The organism is Reichenbachiella ulvae (assembly GCF_025833875.1).
Lineage (GTDB): Bacteria > Bacteroidota > Bacteroidia > Cytophagales > Cyclobacteriaceae > Reichenbachiella > Reichenbachiella ulvae.
Window position 1 is genome coordinate 2,472,340 of record NZ_JAOYOD010000001.1, and the last position, 18,365, is coordinate 2,490,704.

General features: G+C 43.6%; 19 protein-coding genes. 5 read left to right on the forward strand and 14 right to left on the reverse strand.

Features of this window, described 5'->3' with window-relative positions; genetic code table 11:
- The first annotated feature begins 69 nt into the window (after positions 1 to 69).
- Genes N7U62_RS09810 through N7U62_RS09820 form a run of 3 tightly spaced genes read left to right on the forward strand, consistent with a single transcriptional unit; the run spans position 70 to position 3,567 of the window.
- Positions 70 to 516 (forward strand): T9SS type B sorting domain-containing protein, encoded by a 447-nt coding sequence (locus N7U62_RS09810; RefSeq protein WP_264137789.1) that lies wholly within the window; start codon positions 70 to 72, stop codon positions 514 to 516.
- A gap of 2 nt (positions 517 to 518) precedes the next feature.
- Complete coding sequence (locus tag N7U62_RS09815) at positions 519 to 1,430, forward strand: PorP/SprF family type IX secretion system membrane protein (protein WP_264137790.1); 912 nt, start codon at positions 519 to 521, stop codon at positions 1,428 to 1,430.
- 1 nt (position 1,431) lies between these two features.
- Positions 1,432 to 3,567, forward strand: a complete 2,136-nt coding sequence (locus tag N7U62_RS09820; protein ID WP_264137791.1) for an OmpA family protein — start codon at positions 1,432 to 1,434, stop codon at positions 3,565 to 3,567.
- A gap of 1 nt (position 3,568) precedes the next feature.
- On the opposite strand, the gene N7U62_RS09825 is transcribed toward N7U62_RS09820, so the two are convergent.
- The 5 genes from N7U62_RS09825 to N7U62_RS09845 are packed head-to-tail and all read right to left on the reverse strand — an operon-like array spanning position 3,569 to position 8,285.
- Positions 3,569 to 4,474, reverse strand: a complete 906-nt coding sequence (locus tag N7U62_RS09825; RefSeq protein ID WP_264137792.1) for a flavin reductase family protein — start codon at positions 4,472 to 4,474, stop codon at positions 3,569 to 3,571.
- A 3-nt stretch (positions 4,475 to 4,477) separates the two neighbouring features.
- Positions 4,478 to 5,716: a fumarylacetoacetase gene (gene fahA / locus N7U62_RS09830; protein ID WP_264137793.1), complete on the reverse strand. Its 1,239-nt coding sequence runs from the start codon at positions 5,714 to 5,716 to the stop codon at positions 4,478 to 4,480.
- 30 nt (positions 5,717 to 5,746) lie between these two features.
- On the reverse strand, positions 5,747 to 6,400 hold the full coding sequence (locus tag N7U62_RS09835) for a CoA transferase subunit B (RefSeq protein WP_264137794.1): 654 nt from the start codon (positions 6,398 to 6,400) through the stop codon (positions 5,747 to 5,749).
- 2 nt (positions 6,401 to 6,402) lie between these two features.
- Positions 6,403 to 7,098 carry a CoA transferase subunit A gene (locus N7U62_RS09840; RefSeq protein ID WP_264137795.1) on the reverse strand — a complete coding sequence of 232 codons (696 nt, stop codon included), beginning with the start codon at positions 7,096 to 7,098 and terminating at the stop codon, positions 6,403 to 6,405.
- A gap of 29 nt (positions 7,099 to 7,127) precedes the next feature.
- On the reverse strand, positions 7,128 to 8,285 hold the full coding sequence (locus N7U62_RS09845; protein ID WP_264137796.1) for a homogentisate 1,2-dioxygenase: 1,158 nt from the start codon (positions 8,283 to 8,285) through the stop codon (positions 7,128 to 7,130).
- Between the two features lie 181 nt (positions 8,286 to 8,466).
- Between N7U62_RS09845 and N7U62_RS09850 the strand changes: the two genes are divergently transcribed.
- Both N7U62_RS09850 and N7U62_RS09855 read left to right on the forward strand, forming a co-directional pair.
- Entirely contained in the window at positions 8,467 to 10,167 is a 1,701-nt protein-coding gene (locus N7U62_RS09850; RefSeq protein ID WP_264137797.1) for a glycoside hydrolase family 43 protein, read from the forward strand.
- Positions 10,168 to 10,194: 27 nt separating this feature from the next.
- Positions 10,195 to 12,696 (forward strand): glycoside hydrolase family 9 protein, encoded by a 2,502-nt coding sequence (locus tag N7U62_RS09855; protein WP_264137798.1) that lies wholly within the window; start codon positions 10,195 to 10,197, stop codon positions 12,694 to 12,696.
- Between the two features lie 161 nt (positions 12,697 to 12,857).
- Here the strand turns inward: N7U62_RS09855 and N7U62_RS09860 are convergent, their stop codons facing one another.
- The 9 genes from N7U62_RS09860 to N7U62_RS09900 form a co-directional block, all read right to left on the reverse strand.
- Entirely contained in the window at positions 12,858 to 13,682 is an 825-nt protein-coding gene (locus tag N7U62_RS09860) for an IS3 family transposase (RefSeq protein ID WP_318840670.1), read from the reverse strand.
- A 23-nt stretch (positions 13,683 to 13,705) separates the two neighbouring features.
- Positions 13,706 to 13,981: a transposase gene (locus N7U62_RS09865; RefSeq protein ID WP_264136081.1), complete on the reverse strand. Its 276-nt coding sequence runs from the start codon at positions 13,979 to 13,981 to the stop codon at positions 13,706 to 13,708.
- A 199-nt stretch (positions 13,982 to 14,180) separates the two neighbouring features.
- A complete protein-coding gene (locus N7U62_RS09870) occupies positions 14,181 to 14,654 on the reverse strand; it encodes a HEAT repeat domain-containing protein (RefSeq protein ID WP_264137799.1) in 474 nt (157 codons plus the stop codon).
- A gap of 256 nt (positions 14,655 to 14,910) precedes the next feature.
- Entirely contained in the window at positions 14,911 to 15,195 is a 285-nt protein-coding gene (locus N7U62_RS09875; RefSeq protein ID WP_264137800.1) for an addiction module antidote protein, read from the reverse strand.
- Position 15,196: 1 nt separating this feature from the next.
- The gene (locus tag N7U62_RS09880) at positions 15,197 to 15,499 is read right to left on the reverse strand and encodes a type II toxin-antitoxin system RelE/ParE family toxin (RefSeq protein ID WP_264137801.1); all 303 of its coding nucleotides are present in this window, start codon (positions 15,497 to 15,499) and stop codon (positions 15,197 to 15,199) included.
- Positions 15,500 to 15,841: 342 nt separating this feature from the next.
- Positions 15,842 to 16,360 carry a hypothetical protein gene (locus N7U62_RS09885; RefSeq protein ID WP_264137802.1) on the reverse strand — a complete coding sequence of 173 codons (519 nt, stop codon included), beginning with the start codon at positions 16,358 to 16,360 and terminating at the stop codon, positions 15,842 to 15,844.
- Positions 16,361 to 16,508: 148 nt separating this feature from the next.
- The gene (locus tag N7U62_RS09890; protein ID WP_264137803.1) at positions 16,509 to 16,907 is read right to left on the reverse strand and encodes a DUF6326 family protein; all 399 of its coding nucleotides are present in this window, start codon (positions 16,905 to 16,907) and stop codon (positions 16,509 to 16,511) included.
- Entirely contained in the window at positions 16,904 to 17,320 is a 417-nt protein-coding gene (locus N7U62_RS09895; protein ID WP_264137804.1) for a DUF6326 family protein, read from the reverse strand. The genes N7U62_RS09890 and N7U62_RS09895 overlap by 4 nt, the downstream gene beginning before the upstream one ends.
- A gap of 73 nt (positions 17,321 to 17,393) precedes the next feature.
- Positions 17,394 to 18,245 carry a helix-turn-helix domain-containing protein gene (locus N7U62_RS09900; RefSeq protein WP_264137805.1) on the reverse strand — a complete coding sequence of 284 codons (852 nt, stop codon included), beginning with the start codon at positions 18,243 to 18,245 and terminating at the stop codon, positions 17,394 to 17,396.
- Positions 18,246 to 18,365 lie beyond the last annotated feature (120 nt).

An 18,365-nucleotide genomic window follows, 5' to 3' on the forward strand; every position in this document is an offset into this window, starting at 1 on the left:
TGTTTAGGTAGAGATGGTTTCATAGTCATTGATGGATTAGAAGCCAGCCAGACATACAGTTTCAATTACATGTTGGATGAACAATTTCTTTCAGAAAGCATAGTCGCTGACGAGCAAGGAAGACATTCACTCACAGAATTGAAAAATGGAATCTACTCCCAATTTCAATTCGAGAGATTAGAATGTGCATCCAACCTGATAGAAGAACCGGTCTCTTTCATTTGTGGAGTGGACCTATACAACACACCCGTAATCACTCCTAATGGTGATGGATACAATGACTTTATGGAAATCGAAGGAATAGAAGATTTTCCGACTAACCATGTCAGTATTTTTAACCGCTGGGGCAACCTAGTTTGGGAAACCGATAGCTATCGCAACAATGAAATGGGTTTTGGAGGCAGAGGCAACACAGCCTTTGCAGGAGGAGACCTCAATGATGGGACTTACTTTATAGTCATTGATTTGGGGAATAGTGCACAGCGTCAAAACAAGTTTGTGGTCATCAAAAGATAATTATGAAAAAACCTCTACTCCTAATACTTTTTGCATTGACGATGGTGACTGCAAAGGCTCAACAGCAGGTCACCTTTACCCAATACATGTTCAATGGCTTGTCAATCAACCCCGCCTATGCAGGCGTACATGATGCTTTATCTGCCACCTTGCTCTGGAGAGAACAATGGATGGGATTCGAAGGAGCCCCCAGCACACAGACTTTGGCGCTACACGGTCCACTCGGACGTACCCCTCTATCAGCAGGTATGATGGCCATTCGGGACAAAATCGGCCTGACTGAGCAAATTGGAGTTTATGGCAGTACTGCCTTCAGGATTTACTTCCGAAATAAGGCCAAGCTTAGTTTTGGTCTACAAGCAGGTATCAATAACTATAGCGCGGAATACATCGATACTACCAATGGATTGGACCCATCTCTGGCTGAAGGAAATGTCAGTGATTTTTTGGTCAATTTTGGTTTTGGACTTCTGTATCATAGTGATAAATTCTATGCAGGATTTTCAATTCCACAGATTATTGAACAAAACTTTGATCCAACCAACTCCACTGCAGAGGCCCAACTCAAAAGACATTACTTTTTCACTTCTGGAATAGTGGTGGATCTAAATTCTAATTTTAAACTAAAACCCAATGTGTTGTTCAAATACGTGGAAGGAGTAGCTCCACAAGTAGACCTCAACCTCAACCTTTTAATCAAAGAAATTATTTGGGCGGGTGTATCCTATCGATCTTTTGACAGTATAGATTTGCTGGCACAGATTCAGATCACACCCAAACTGCAAATCGGCTATGCTTATGATATATCAACCTCAAACGAGCTACGAAGTGTCAACTCTGGATCACATGAAATCATGTTAAACTATGTATTCAGACTGACGCAATCAAGCGCGATTTCACCAAGATATTTTTAGTATGAGAAAATTGACCCTTGCCCTAAACCTAACTGTATTTACCCTTCTATTCATTTCGGCTGAACTGAATGCTCAGTTTTTGCTAAAACTGACCAACCCTGAAGTGCGTGGAGATGAAGCCTTCGAAGTTTTCAACTATGAAGAAGCAGCACACTTCTATCAGCAAGCCCTGCAGCTGGACTCTGCCAACCAGAACCTACAGCTGAAGCTGGCCGAATCCTATTACAAAGAAAGTGACTACAAAAATGCCTCGAAATGGTACGGCGCGGTGCTGGAAAACCCTCAGATAGAAGTAGCCAATGTCTACAAACTGCGCTATGCACAATCTCTGATGGCCATAGATCGTGTCAAGAAAGCTGATTATTGGTATCACGAGCACCACAAAGGAGACACCCTAAGACAAACTGAAAACAGAATCATTGGTATTGAACAATATGACGACTTCTTTGCTTCTAAAAACACCGTAGAAGTGAAAAGACTGGAGATCAACTCTCCCTACAGGGACTATAGCCCCGTATACTACAAACGAGGAATTCTTTTTGTATCAGAAAGACCCAATACCCTGCTTTTCAAAACCAGTAACAAAGAACCCAAATACGAGAAACTGAACTACTCAGACCTGTATTATGCAGAGTACCGAATTGAGGGTTATTTTGAAGAACCTGAAATTTTGGGTTCAAGTGTCAACACCAACTTTCACGAAGGGCCAGTGGCTCCCTACAGCAATGACAATAAAATTGCCTTCACTAGAAACAATTACCTCAAGAGAAGAATCAACAGTGATGGAAATGGTGTCAATATGCTGGAAATATTCTTTGCTACCAAAAACGAACACGATCATTGGGACGATATAGTTGGCTTCTCCAACAACAATGAGAACTACTCCAGCGCACATCCCACATTGGACAATGCAGGGAGTTTATTGGTATATGCATCTAGCAGACCCGGAGGCTATGGAGGATCAGACCTTTATTATTGTACTATGGAGGCCGACAGCACCTGGTCCAAACCAACCAACCTGGGCCCCGGTATCAATACCGAAGGCAATGAGCTCTTCCCTACCCTGGACAGAAATGTGCTTTACTTCGCTTCTGATGGACATCCCGGACTAGGAGGGCTGGATATCTACAAGGCTAAGTTTGATTTTGAAACCTCCAACGAAATAGAGAATCTAGGTGTGCCGATCAATTCTCCGGGGGATGATTTTGGGATCACCATCGATCCAACTGGCAACAAAGGATACTTCAGCTCCAACCGAGCCGATCCCCTGAACGACGACATCTACGCATTCAGCAGAGTACCAGTAAGTGCTTACATCAACATTGTGGACTCTCGCACAGGAGAGAAAATAGACAAGGCAAAAGTCGCCATCAACCTGAACGAAAACGAATCAAAAACCTGGGATTATGATGGAAGAAAAATCAAGCTTGGCTCTGTATTGAATAGAAATCATCGCGTCATAATTACCTCTGATAAGTATTTCGAAAGAGAGGTAAAAATTGAAATGGGCATGAATAACCCGAGAGATGTTCGTGAATTCGATATAGCTGTGAAAAGAAAGCCCATGGTCATGGAAGATTCCGTTCAATTGATCATGAATGGCAAACAAATTTTTATGGCCTTTAATGGAAACGTATACATCCCTAGTTATGGAACCAATGTGTCGATTTCGGATGGCCTTCATTCGATCCCTTTAGGATTCTCCTTATATGAGGATGAAAGAAACAAACTCCCAAGTAAGCTGATTCAAGAAGGCTTCAAGCTAAAAACCCCATTGGTAGTGGACAATATATATTACGCTACTAACTTCTATGAGCTTCGGCCACAAGACGAAAAAGTACTGGATGAATTCATAGATGTAATGAAGGCCTATGATGAACTCAAACTGTTCGTCAACTCACATGCCGACAGCCGCGGATCAAAAGAATACAACCTAATGTTGTCTGAAAAAAGAGCCCAGGCAGCCTACGATTATCTGGTACAAGGTGGTATCGATCAGGACCGTCTCAAGATGCTTTTCTTCGGAGAGCATGTGCCTGAAAACGACTGTATAGATGGGGTCAACTGCGATGATGCTGACTATCAGAAAAATAGAAAGTCAGAATTTGGGTTCTTTGTCGAGAGAGCAGAGTTTTAAACTAAACCCATTGTTCGGCAAATAGAACTAAGGAAAGAGCCTTTTTCACTTCTCCCTCATTGAGCCACTGCTGGGCTTTTTGATGGAGCAGTTCTATGAGATGATCTCTATCTAGTTCACTTCCCACTATGACCTTGATTTCGTTCAAATAGCTCAATTCATTCACTTCCTGCTCACTTGGGAGGGACTCCACATTTCCGAGTCTTCCAAGATTGTTTCCAGTTAGCACTGTGCTATTTCTCGCAGACTCTGGCAATGCATCCACTCCTATTCCTTTTTTCTGCAAGGGTTTGGGTATTTCGAACATGGCGTCCCGAGTCGCACGGCAATACCAACTGCCACCCATGCGAGCCACTAAATCCAACTTGTGAGAATCCAGTTTTCCATCAGCACCCAGGTATTCGGGTCGAATATGGACACGAAGCACTTCGGAGACTACCAAATTGCCCGCTCCAGGCCCATCGCCCAGCGGTTTCACCTCTATCACCTTGCACTCAAAGGAAACTGGAGACTCCCCCACTCTGGGAGGCTTCACCATTTCACTTTTTATTGGAGTCAAACCTGTCTTCACAAACTCATTGACTCCCTTATCATATTCGGTACTGGATAGAGACATCTGCTCTACGATTGGGTGATTGACGATATTAATCACCACCTCAGGGACCTCCGTCACATTTTCAAAACTGTGCTTGGTTGTGTTATCTCTTCCCCGTCGAGAAGGAGAGAAAATCATAATGGGCGGATTGGAACTGAAGACATTGAAAAAGCTAAAAGGGCTCAGATTTACATTACCTGCCTTGTCTATCGTACTGGCGAAACATATCGGCCGGGGCGCCACAGCAGACAGCATGTAGCCATGCAGCTCCGGCTGTGACAACTCCTTAGGGTCAAAACTTTTGTACTCCATATCTTACTTTTTTGCAGGCAGTATCTGTGATCGCACTTCACCGAACCCTACACGCTTCCCTTCCTTCTTTGCGAAACCTCGCATGATCACCGTATCACCATCATGAATAAATTTTCTTTCTGAGCCATCCTTCATTTTCAGAGGCTGAGTACCAGCCCAGGCCAGCTCCAGCATCGAACCATAACTATCCGGATTAGGTCCGGAAATAGTACCAGAAGCCATCATGTCACCCACATGTACATCACAGCCGTTGACCGTATGATGGGCCAGCTGCTGGGCCATGTTCCAATACATGTATTTGAAATTGGATCGACTGACGATCTGCTCTTCTACACCTTCAGGCGCAATGGCTACTTCCAAATTAATATCAATGTTCCTTTCACCCTTCGTTTTTAGATACGACAAAACTTCAGGATCCTGTTTAGGTCCCGCCACTCTGAAAGGCTCTAAAGCTTCCATAGTCACCACCCAGGGAGAAATCGATGAGCCAAAATTCTTGGCCAAAAACGGACCCAGCGGCACATATTCCCATTTTTGAATATCTCGGGCAGACCAATCGTTGAACAGTACTTTTCCGAAGATATAATCCTCCGCTTGGTCAGCAGCTATCCTATCACCAAGAGCCGTATTCTTGCCAATCACAAAACCCATCTCCAGTTCAAAATCTACTCTGGATGACGCTTCGAAGACGGGCACTTCAGCCTCTTTGGGCAAGACCTGCCCCATCGGGCGATGAATGGGCACGCCACTCACCACGATGGAGGAAGCACGACCATGATAGCCCACAGGAATATGCTTCCAATTGGGCAATAGGGCATTTTCCGGATCGCGAAACATCTTGCCCACATTGGTAGCATGCTCGATACTGCTGTAGAAATCTGTATAATCTCCCACCCGAACGGGCATATGCATCGTCACATCCTTTTGATCAATCAGCAACTCCGGATGATTACGTAATGGAGAATTTTCATCTGACAGAAGTTTCTGCACCTCCAGTCTTAGCTTGCTGGTCACTCCCTTGCCCAGATTGATAAATTCATTGAGGTACTCATGCTCAAAAAAGCAAGGGGCTAAGTCTATCATCTGATTCTCTGCCAAACCTACCAAGTCAACCACCTGGTCTCCAATGGCTATTCCGGCCTGTTTGCGTCCTCCTTTGATGGAATAAATACCAAATGGCAAATTGTATATACTAAAATCTGAGTCGTCTGCTATCGACAACCAACTTTTCAATTCATTCATGGATTATTGCTTTTCAGCGTATTTGTGTTGTTATAATTTCATTTCCGGTACATCAGCGGGTACCACCAATTTTCCCTCCGTGGCTTCTTTGATTTCATCGACGGTCACTCCGGGTGCACGTTCGACCAGATGAAAGGCTTTGTCCCTTACATCCAATACTGCCATGTTGGTGATGATGCGGGTCACACAGCCTACTCCTGTCAACGGCAAAGTGCATTCAGGTAACAGCTTAGAATCACCAGACTTGCTGGTATGCATCATGGCGACAATGATATTTTGTGCAGAAGCCACCAGGTCCATCGCACCCCCCATTCCTTTCACCAACTTACCGGGGATCTTCCAATTGGCAATATCTCCGGTCTCAGAGACCTCCATCGCACCCAGTACGGTTAGCTGAACATGCTGCCCGCGAATCATGGCAAAGGAAGTAGCAGAGTCAAAAATGACTGCTCCCGGTCTTAAAGTCACCGTTTGCTTGCCAGCATTGATCATATCTGCATCCTCCTCTCCCTCATAGGGAAAGGCGCCCATCCCCAAAATTCCATTTTCGGACTGGAACTCTACCTCCATATCGTCTGGCACATAATTGGCCACCAGGGTAGGAATCCCAATCCCAAGATTGACATACCAACCATCCTGCAATTCCTGCGCAATTCTTTTAGCAATTCCGTGTTTGTCTAACATATTTATTTGGGTCTGACGGTTCGTTGTTCGATTCTCTTTTCGTATTTCTCTCCCTGGAAAATACGCTGCACAAATATGCCCGGCGTATGAACGTAATTGGGATCCAACTGCCCAGGCTCTACTAGCTCTTCCACTTCTGCTATAGTGATTTTACCTGCCATAGCCATTGCTGGATTGAAGTTCCGAGCTGTTCCCTTATAGATCAGGTTGCCCTGAGTGTCTCCCTTCCAGGCCTTGACAATGGCAAAATCGGCAGTCAAAGCAGCCTCCAAAATATGTGGCTTACCATTGAAAACACGAACTTCCTTCCCCTCTCCCACTTCAGTCCCATATCCTGCAGGCGTAAAGAAAGCCGGAATTCCGGCGCCTCCTGCTCGACACCTCTCTGCCAAAGAGCCTTGAGGAATGAGATCCACCTCCAGCTCGCCACTGAGCATCTGTCGTTCGAACTCCGCATTTTCTCCTACATAGGAGGAAATCATTTTTCTGATCTGTTTCTTCTGAAGCAAAAGGCCCAGACCAAAATCGTCGACACCTGCATTGTTGGATATGCAAGTCAGGTCTTTGATATTAGCTTCTACCAGTGCCTGTATGCAGTTTTCTGGTATGCCGCACAATCCAAATCCACCCAGCATCAAAGTCATGTTGTCTTCGATTCCTACGATGGCTTCTTGCGCATTCTTTACAGTTTTATTCATAGTCTTTTAGTCAATCCAAAAATCATATTTTACTCAACCCAAGACCGATAGTACTTCCCGTCATCGATCTTAAGTGCATTTTCAGTTATCATCAAGGGCCTGAATGTATCAATCATCACAGCCAGCTCTTTGGTTTCGGTTTGCCCGATGCTGCGCTCATAGGCACCTGGGTGAGGCCCGTGTGGTATTCCTGCCGGATGCAAACTGATATTGCCAGGCGCCACGTCATTCCTACTCATAAAATCCCCATCCACATAGTACAGCATTTCGTCCGAATCGATATTCGAATGATTGTAAGGAGCCGGGATCGAATCCGGGTGATAATCATACAATCGAGGACAAAATGAACAGACCACAAAAGCAGAGGTTTCAAAAGTCTGATGCACCGGAGGCGGCTGATGTACCCGACCTGTGATCGGCTCGAAGTTATGGATCGAAAAGCCATAAGGGTAATTGTAACCATCCCACCCGACCACATCAAAAGGATGCGAATCATAGTGAAGATGATGCAACATATCCTGCTTCTTGACCTTTACGAGGAAGTCTCCTTTTTCGTCATGAGTTTCCAGATCCTGCGGCAGTTTGTAATCTCGCTCACAATAGGGCGAATGCTCCAGCATCTGACCGAACCAGTTGCGATAGCGCTTAGGCGTATAGATCGGCGTAAAGGATTCGGCATAGAGGACACGATTCTCCTCTGTGTCAAACTCGATCTGATAGATCATCCCTCTGGGAATGATCAGGTAATCGCCATACTCGAATGGTATATTGCCCACGAGTGTTTTGAGTGTGCCTGAGCCTCTATGGATGAAGAGCATTTCGTCTGCCGTGGCGTTCTTATAAAAGTAGCCTGAAAGGGAATCCTTAGGTGCTGCCACCCCTATGATAATATCATTATTGACCAGCAAGGGCTCTCTGGCATCCAAAAAATCAGCCTTGGGTTCTACATCAAAACTGATAAGTTTTTTGGAATGAATGTTCTTTTCTACTGCGATTTTAGGACTTACGTCTATGCTCTCCCCTATGTCACTGATCATAGTCGGTCTGTGCTGGTGATAGAGCAATGAAGACATCCCATCGAATCCAATGGTTCCAAAAAGTTGCTCATAATAGAGATCCCCATTGGGCTTCCTAAACTGTGTATGTCGCTTGGGCGGAATCTGTCCAAGTCTATGATAAATCGGCATTTTCTGATGTTTTGGGTTATGTAAGGACGCATGTCGACTGCATCCCTTGTCTAATTTTAATCATTTTTCCCTGCAAAAACTAAAGACTATCTCAGCAAGTCAATAGCCTGTCGTCCTATTTTCAATGAATAGAATTTATTAACTTACGCAATCGATTGATTAAATAGATAATTCTAGAGAAATGACTAAAAACATCAACTACTTAATAGCATTGATCCTATTTGCAGTGATATTCACCAATTGCCAGCAAAAAAAAGCCGAAGTGGTCGAAAGCACGACAACAAACACCTTTACCAATCCCATATTGGCAGGTTTCTACCCCGACCCGAGCATTTGCAAAGCAGAAGACAAATTCTACCTCATCACTTCTTCCTTTGCCTACTACCCCGGTATTCCGATTTTTGAAAGCGACGATTTGGTCAACTGGAAACAAATCGGTCATGCGATCGACCGACCCGAACAAATGAACTTTAATGGTCAAGGCACTAGTAGAGGCTTGTTTGCTCCTGCCATTAGTTACCACCAGGGCAAATACTACATCGTCTGTACCCATGTCGACAAGGGTGGCAACTTCATCATCACAGCCGACAATCCAGCGGGTCCCTGGTCTCAACCTACTTACCTACCTAAACTGAACGGTATCGATCCTTCTCTCTACTTCGAAGGTGACAAACTCTTTATCGTGTACAACAGCATCCCACCCAACAACGAATCCCTTTATGAAGGTCACCGCACCATCCGTATGTTCGAACTGGACATCAATACCTTCGAGACCTTAGGAGAAGAAAAGCTGCTTGTCAATGGTGGTGTAGACCTGAGTAAAAAACCGGTTTGGATCGAAGCGCCTCACCTGTACCACATCAATGACTACTATTATCTGATGTGTGCTGAAGGAGGGACCGCCTACGATCATTCAGAAGTAATATTCAGAAGCAAGAATGTGGACGGCCCTTTCGAGCCCTGGGATCAGAACCCCATCCTAACACAAAGACACCTGAATCCTGCACGCCCTAACCCAGTGACTACCTCTGGTCATGCAGATATAGTAGAAGTAAAAGATGGAGAATGGTGGGCTGTATTCCTAGCGTGTCGTCCCTATGGAGACAATTTCTACAATATCGGCCGTGAGACGTTCATGACACCCGTCAGCTGGACCGATGGCTGGCCAGTCATCAATCCCGACTTTGAAGAAATACAATATCAATACCCTACCCCTCTAGGCAATGAAGTAGAAGCATCTGCATTCAGCTATAGCGGAATTTTTAGCTTCAAAGATGAGTTTGAGGGAGAGCAACTGGACATGCACTATTTGTTCTTGAGAACACCAGAAGAAAAATGGTATCATATCAAAGATGGACAATTGAGTTTACAATTGCGCAATGCTGATCTTTCCAGTCTTTCTAACCCTAGCTACATCGCTCACCGTCAGCAGCACCACGAAGGCAGTGCGTCTGTTGGTCTGACTTTCGAACCAATCCAAGAGGGAGAAATGGCAGGTTTGGCCGCTTTCCAAAGCGCCAAAAACTACTACCTGCTCGCCAAGACCATGATCGATGGAAAATCAGCTGTAGCATTGTATCAGTCGAATGACTCCAGCATGCAAGCCATCGCCAGTGCCCCACTAACCAGCGAAGAGGCGACTTTGGATCTGAAAATCAATTTTGACAAAGAAAACTACAGCTTCTACTACAAAGAAGGAGCAGGAGAATGGACCCTAATAAAAGATCAAGTAGACGGCACCTTCCTCAGTACCCAAGTAGCAGGAGGTTTTGTAGGCTCCACGATTGGTATGTATGCCTTTGGTAAAGAGGGAACTGACAACCAGGCCCAATTCGACTATTACGAATACCAGGGAGACGATCAGGTTTTCAAATCCCTCTAAGCAATCACAACCGAAAGACTAAAGCAAATGAAAAAAAACAACTACAGGCAGATCCTACTTGGGATCTGCCTTATCGCTCTACTGATCCCATCATGCCAGCAGGAAAAAGACCCCTCATCTGATCAACTGATACTCAACGACAAAGAATACTTCGAGACCCGAGGCTTAAGCGTACTGGTATTCAACAGCTGGTATAATGGCCTCTTTGGTGATGAAAAAAAGAGTGGGATCGAAATCATCCATCACGGTGTTCGTACAGTGACCAATGGTGATGTGCGCATAGACAACACCCCCGAACAATGGGATGAAATCCCTACCTTCAAAGAGAAAGTGGTGGACCAGGAGAACCAAAGCATTGAAGCTTTTTTGGGCTATCCCAAATACAACTTCGACTACTCCATCAAGGTTAGTACGGAAGGTAAAGACGTAATAATCCAACTCAATATCGACAAGGCTGTCCCCAAAGAACTGGAAGGTCGTGTAGGTCTCAATTTAGAATTTCTACCCGCCTCCTACTTCGAAAAATCCTTCATCGCAGATGGCCAGGTAGGGACATTGCCCCTCTACCCGAGTAGCAACATGGAATTTGACGTCAATGGCAAAACGACTCCTAAAGCCATAGCTGCTGGTCAGCAAATCACCCTGGCGCCTGAAGATCCAGAGCGAAGAGTAACCGTCGATGGCAATGGTACCGAGATCATGCTCTTCGATGGACGCAACAAAGCGCAAAATGGCTGGTTAGTTCTCAAGAGCCTTATCCCATCAGAAAAGACAGGAACTGTACTGGAATGGACCTTGAAAGCAAATACGCTTGAAAATTGGGTAAGAAAGCCCATCATCGCCTATTCTCAAGCAGGCTACCATCCTAATCAGGAAAAGAAGGCAGTAATAGAACTGGATCGCAATGACCAAGCAGCCCCGTTTGCTCGTCTGATTCAGCATCTGCCCAATGGAGAACAAAAAGTAGCCAAAGAAACCGGACTGGAAGAATGGGGACAATACCTGCGCTACGACTATGTGACCTTCGATTTCAGCTCTGTACAAGCCCCAGGTGTATATAGTATATCCTACAAAGGCCAGGAGACCAAATCATTCGTCATCAGCGAGAAGCATCTCAGTACCGCATGGCACGCCACCAACGACATCTACTTCCCGGTACAGATGGATCACATGTTCATCAATGAAGCTTATCGCGTGTGGCACGGCCAATCCCACATGGATGACGCCCTGCAAGCCCCAACGGACATCACGCATTTCGACCTCTATGCCATGGGCGAAACGACCGATACGGAGTATCAACCCGGCCAGCACATCCCAGGTCTGAACCTCGGGGGCTGGTACGATGCAGGAGACTATGACATCCGCACCCAGACGCAGTACGCTACTGTGCTGACACTGGTGCAAGCCTACGAGGACTTTGGGATCGAAAGAGATCAGACCCAGATTGATCAGGGCATCAGCTATGTGGACCTACATCACCCTGATGGCAAAAACGACATCTTGCAACAAATCGAGCATGGGACTCTGGCTCTGATCGCACAATATAGAGCGGTAGGTCATGCCATCCCGGGCATTATCGTACCGAGCATCGCACAGTACACGCATCTGGGAGATGGGCTGACCATGACGGACAATTTGATCTATGATCCATCACTGGATAGTCTGGAGGTAAAAGGCAACAAAAGTGGTACTTTCGACGATCGCTGGGCCTTTACCAGCAAGTCCACGGCACTGGACTATGGATCGATCGCCACACTGGCAGCAGCCAGCAGAGTGCTAAAGGGACACAACGATGCGCTGGCAGAGGAATGCCTAGAGACAGCTCGTCAGGTATGGACAACAGAGCATGCCCGTGAGGAGCCCCTTATCTTCCGACATGGGAACACCACCGGTGGACGTCTTGAAAACGAGGAATTAAAAGCAGCCATAGAGCTTTACCTTACCACCAAGGAAGAAGGCTACCTGAACCGTATCGTAGAATTATGGCCTACAATCGAAGCATCTTTCAACCGATCTGCTGCGCACATTATAAAGGTGCTACCGGACCTGGGAGAGACAGAAAAAGCTAAGCTGAAAAAGCTAGCCGAAGGCTACAAGGCATGGTCTGACTCGCTCTACCAACAGAACCCTTACGGCGTATTGATCACCACAGGAGGCTGGGCTGGCAATGGCACCATCATCCAAATGGGCATCAATAACTATGCGCTGTACAAGGCCTTCCCAGACCTATTCGACAAGGAAGATGTGCTCAAAAGCCTCAACTACCTCTACGGAACACATCCAGAATCCAACCTGTCATTTGTCTCCGCAGTGGGTACGCAATCGAAGAAAGTAGCCTATGGCATGAACCGGGCCGACTACTCCTTCATCGCAGGCGGTGTGGTACCAGGTACGCTGGTGATCCCACCGGATTTCCCAGAAAACAAAGACGACTGGCCTTTCCTCTGGGGCGAAAACGAATATGTAGTCAACATGGGTGCTATCTACATCTACCTGGTACATGCCGGTATGGATGTGCTGGAAGATTGATAACAAAAAAAAGCTAATCAGATCGGGCCGGTAGGGAGTTTTTCCTTGCCGGCTTTTTGATCATACCCCAATAGTTAGGACAGGGATTGTTCGGTTTTAAGTTCTACAATAGTGTTTAATAATCCTTTCATTAACAATAAAACCCAAAAATAATCTGCTCATTAGGCGGCCTGTTTTTGGGTGGTTTGATAGAGATCAATCGGTCTCTGATTCTCGATACTTGTATGCCTTCTTTCCATGTTGTAGTAGTTGAAGTACTCTGCCACTAGTAGGTACAGATCCATACCGTCCTTAGGTGGATTGAGGTACAGTTTTTCATACTTTACACTTCTCCACAACCGCTCAATAAAGGCATTGTCAATAGCCCTTCCTTTTCCGTCCATACTCAATTTGATGTCTTGACTCAAGACGAAGTTGGCGAAGACTTCTGATGTAAACTGTGAGCCTTGATCGGTATTGAGGATCTCTGGCTTTCCATGTGTTTCTATAGCCTCTTCTAGGCAGTTTAGGCACCAGTCCGCATCCATTGAGTTAGATACTGACCAATTGACTACATACCTGCTGTAGAGGTCAATAATGGCTATCAAATACATAAAACCCTTCTTCATTGGGATGTAGGTGATGTCTATTGCCCAGACCTGATTGGGACGTTTCACGGTCAGATTACGAAGCAGATAAGGGTACACTTTATGAGCCTTGTGCCGTCTGGAAGTATGTTTTCCAGGCTGGGTAGCTCTAAGCCCCATCACCCGATAGTAGAGTCGTTCAACCCGATTTTTGCTCACCTGCAGTCCCTTGTCTTTGGTCAGCCAGGTATGCATGCTGCGTGCCCCCTTAAAAGAATGGTGGAGATAATGCTCGTCCATCATACGCATGAGTTTTAAGTTCAATTCAGATTCTCCTCTGGGCTTATAATATATTCCCGAACGGTGTAGGGAAAGTAGTTTGCACTGCTTTGCCATACTCAATTGACCCTTGCTTATCAATGATCGCCGTTCAGCAAGAGGTCTTACCGCAAGGCGTCGTTTAAAAAATCATTCTCAACTTTAAGTTGCCCAATTACCTTAAGCAGCTGATCACGTTCATCTTCAATTTGGGACTTCTTGCTCTTGCCTTTTTTCTCAAAAACACCCTCTGCATTGGCCAAAAACTCTCTTTTCCAGAGGTTGATTTGCTGAGGGGCTAGTTCATATTTCTGTGCTAGTTCTGCTACACTTGATTGCTCTTTGATGGCCTCTAATACCACCTTCGTCTTGAATTTTGATGTGTACTTCTTGCGTGTCATATCAGTAAATTTAATCGTCATTTCTGAACTAAACCCACTGTCCCATTTTTTGGGGTATGATCATTTTTATTTCGGGATATTCAATACAGGTTCCAAGTATTCGAAACAATGTTTTGATTAAAAAGCCAAATACTTCATCATTCACCAAAAATTTCCTGGACGATAAAAACCCATTCATAGCAGATTTGGTGTTTCGTCATTATTCAGTTATTTCAAACTGGATTTTGAAGTCCTCGATCTTTCGTCCGTGCTCATTCAGAAGCTGCTTCACATTCGAAAGCTCCCCTTGAATTTCCTTGAATTTCTGATCTGCCAAAATTGATGATGTTGACATTTGAACCTCTGCGTTCCCATATAAGTACAATTCACAGATTAGTTTAAGTACATTACTACAATTGAAGTTTTCCAATGCGTAAACTAATGTTCCAATCTCCTCATTAAATCCTAGTTCGGTGATGCGGTCAAGTATAGGTTTGAAAAATTTCTGATTACGAGTTTCCATTAGACCGAGTACTGCTGCGTTCCGAATCCTGTTGTTCTCAGATTTTAGTTGTTCAAGCAGAAAGCTTAGCGATTCATCAGATCCAATATTTGCAAGCTGATCAGAAGTACTAAGTTTAGTCTGAAAATCATTTGATTCGAATTGCTTTTTAAGTTCTGATACTTTGTTCATGCTGAAATACTCCAAACACCTGAGTATGGCCATGTGAACGCTACGCTGGCTAATAGCAGCAAAATAGTGAAATCTGCCAGTGCTTCCAAAGTATCTAAGGGTAGTTCGTTCAGAACGATAAAAACTCCTGTGAAATGAACCCGGTAGAGAGCACAAAACTTTCCTAGTGGCTGATGCACGAGTTCGTTCCGCCGAGGCTAGCCAAATACTCCGTTCGCACATACATATATACGCCAAGTTGTGAGGCATGTTTTCATTATGCAGTTGGTATGTTCAAACTACCACCAACCGCACGTAGAACCTTAAGAATTGTATCAAATTGAGGTTTAGCTCCATGAGATAGAGCCTTGTATAGGCTAGGCCTGCTAAGTCCGGTTTCTTCTGCAATCTTAGACATTCCTCGTGCTTTTGCTACATGTCCAAGGGCTGTAATAATGTCTTCTGCATCTCCCTCTTCTAAAACGGTGTTTAGATATTCCACAATCATTGCATCGTCTTCAAGGTATTCTGCAATGTCAAATTTAGTTACTGTAGTTCCCATTTCAGTTGTTTTTATAGTTAGACCATAATTCTCTGGCTCTCTCAATGTCCTTTTGTTGGGTAGATTTAGTTCCTCCGTTCAGAAGTAGGACAATGGTGCCATTTTGCTCTTTGAGGTAGACTCGGTACCCTTTGGCATAGTGGATTCTTAGTTCGCTGATTCCTAAGCCGACAGGTTCACAATCACCAAAATTTCCATGTTCCTGAATGCGTTGAATTCTGAAAAGGATTTTGGCTCTTGCCCGTTGGTCTTTTAGTTTCCTAAGCCACTTGTCAAATACCTCAGTCTTTTCAATAGCATACATACGACAAATGTATTCACTTGGATACAGTTTTGCAATTTCCCGTTGAAATATAGGGTAAGAAGTGACGCCTCACAATGACCAGCTATCGGGCGTATGTCTGAAGCTAGTGAATAGCACTAAGTAGTGAAACTGCCCAACACCACAACGGCAACTACGAAGCACTACGTTTAGCAAGTCAAAATCCAGAAAGAAAAAAGTAGCTAGAAGCACAAAGGTTGCAGAATGGGCAGCTTCACGGGCGAGTTGTACTGAAATATCAGATAGGCAGTTTGGTGCGGCCGGCTAGGCCATTCGCTATATCGCCTGTTACCAGCTTTTGTTTCCGTTCAGGTTCGCTGGAGTTCAATTGTTAACTTCCAAGCTTTGAACCGCATCAGTAGATTCTGTTTTAAAAAATGATTTGATTTTATCAATAAGAATTAGTTCTTGGGCTCTGTAAACAAAGTGAAACCAACCTGTAATTATTGCCCAATCTTTGAAGTTTGAAAAAAGTAGTTCGAAGTTCAGTCGTTCATAATGCATGACCGCAGGAAGAATGAAAAATAAGCCAGTAGTGAAAAAGTGTTCAATTCTCACCGGTGTTGTAAATGTAACCTTCTGATTCATCGGCTCAGCTTCTTCGACCGTGATTTTAGCGTTGATTCCAGGGCCAAATCCCATTCCCGTTAGAGTTCCTAGAGAAATAGTAGCATAAACCTTAAATACTCCGTTACCCTTGACTTTGTAGTAGATGAATTTTTTAGACCACATGTGTCCTTTGATATTTCTTAGTTCGTCACTTAGTTGTTGGAAAGTTCCGTGATAAGTGAATTTTCTTCGATATCGTGGTTTTATAATATTTAAGAGTTTTTGAATCTTCATGCAGAGAATTGCTGGTAACGGTTGGTATAAAAGCAGTAGCGGATTTAATGCACTTACTTTCGGCTAGCAAGATACTTAATTAAGCAGAAAAACGGTTTGAGTTTCCACTCAAACCGCTATTGCTTTTATACAATGTTGGTGGTAGTATTTATTCTTTTCCCCAACGATATGAGTACCAAATTATGAACAACATAGCAATGGTTTCAATTGATGCAAAGAAGATATAGGACAAAGAAGTATTCCCTTCATTCAAAACTATTGAAGGAACAATAACCCATAAGATAGAAATTGGTGCTGCAATTAAATTAAGTATTCGATTGCACTTTCTCTTTAGAGTTCTTGAAAGCAAAATCATTGCAATTGGCACTTCCATCAAAAGGGCAAAAAGCAATACGGTTTCTTCCGAGATATTATCACCGACATACTCGAGCTCTTTTAAGTATTCTGGTTTCAAGGTATTTAGTATATCTGCATAGATCATATTCATCAATACAAACACCCAAAGTGTAGACAGTACTACTTTTTCATTACTGATTAAAGACTTCACGGTAATTCAGCTTTTGTTTCTCTGTTCCACTTAAAACTTGTTGTAACGATAGATATAAGTGCTAAAATCTCAATTGTGAGATGAAAATAATCGTCCATATCCGTTGGAGGGGAGGTGAGCAGAATTAAAGGCATGACACTACCTGCAATCATGTTGATTGTTCTATTTACAGTTTGTTTGGTGAATAGAGATACCAATAACATACTTATAGGGATGTTAACAACAAAAGCTCCAAAAAGCATAATAGCTTCCGTAACTTCCATTCCATTGTAGTAGCCCGTGAGTAACATTTCAAGATGCGACTTTAAAGTCATCTGATGAATATCTCTAAAAATGATATTAAAAAGGATAAATAGCCATAAAGAGAAAAGTTTTAGTCTTTCATTTTTCCAACTAAGTGTGATTTGTTCCATAATTTGAGTTTTAAATTGTTTATGAAACAAAATTCTTGAAATTTCAGGTGAGACACTTGATGCCGATAGTCAATTACTTGACTAAAAAGTTCAATCTGTATTGGGAAGGTGAAATGCCGTATTGTTTCTTAAATGCACGACTGAGGTGTTCTGGAGACTCAAACCCACATGTATAACCTATGTTACTAATTGAATCGTCACTTGTTTTCAGCAGTTCTGCCACTTGGCTTAGTTTTAGTTCAAGTCGATATTTGGCGGGAGTTGTATTAAATATGTCCTTAAATTTTCTTTTAAAGGTAGAAATTGAGCAATTAGTAGCTATGGCAAGGTTTTCAACTGAGTCCGTGTTCTCTATATGAGCCTCAACCAATTCTTGGAAAGAAAACTTTCTTTCTGAGAATAGGCTTTTTATGATGTTCCTAACATAGTCGGAGTTATCAGTTTGAAGTAGAAAAAGTATAATTTCCTTTAATTTAATTTTAAGTATTGATTCAGTAATTGCCTCTTTATTTTCAAAGAACTTAATGATAGTGTCAAAATAGTACTTTACCATTTCGGAGGCAGCAGACTGAACAACAAAGTGGGTTACCGGTTTTTCCAATTCCTCCCACAGTTCTGGTTTTTCTCCTTTAAATACCTTATTCAAAACTTGTCTATTGAAATGAACGACAATAGAATTGATACTACCATTTGGTTGATTTGAGAGCATACCTCCTAATGTAAGTCCACATAAAGAGACAATGGTGTGATTAGTTTTAGCAATAATGTTTTCAGATTCAGAAAATACTTGTTCATCTCCTTCAATGATATACGCTACACAAGCATCAGAAGGCAAATCCAAATTTGCTTCTGAAGGTGTTTCCAAATTCACAATGGTGAACAATGGATAATCGAATAGTAATATACTGTCTTTTCTCTTTATCATTTTTTATTACCACCAACGACCATGTATGCAGCGTGCCTACACGGACGGTTTGTTAATGGCAGTGAAGATAGCCGATCCGATCTACACAGCCAAAGCCATTTTTAGCCATTAACCCAAGTT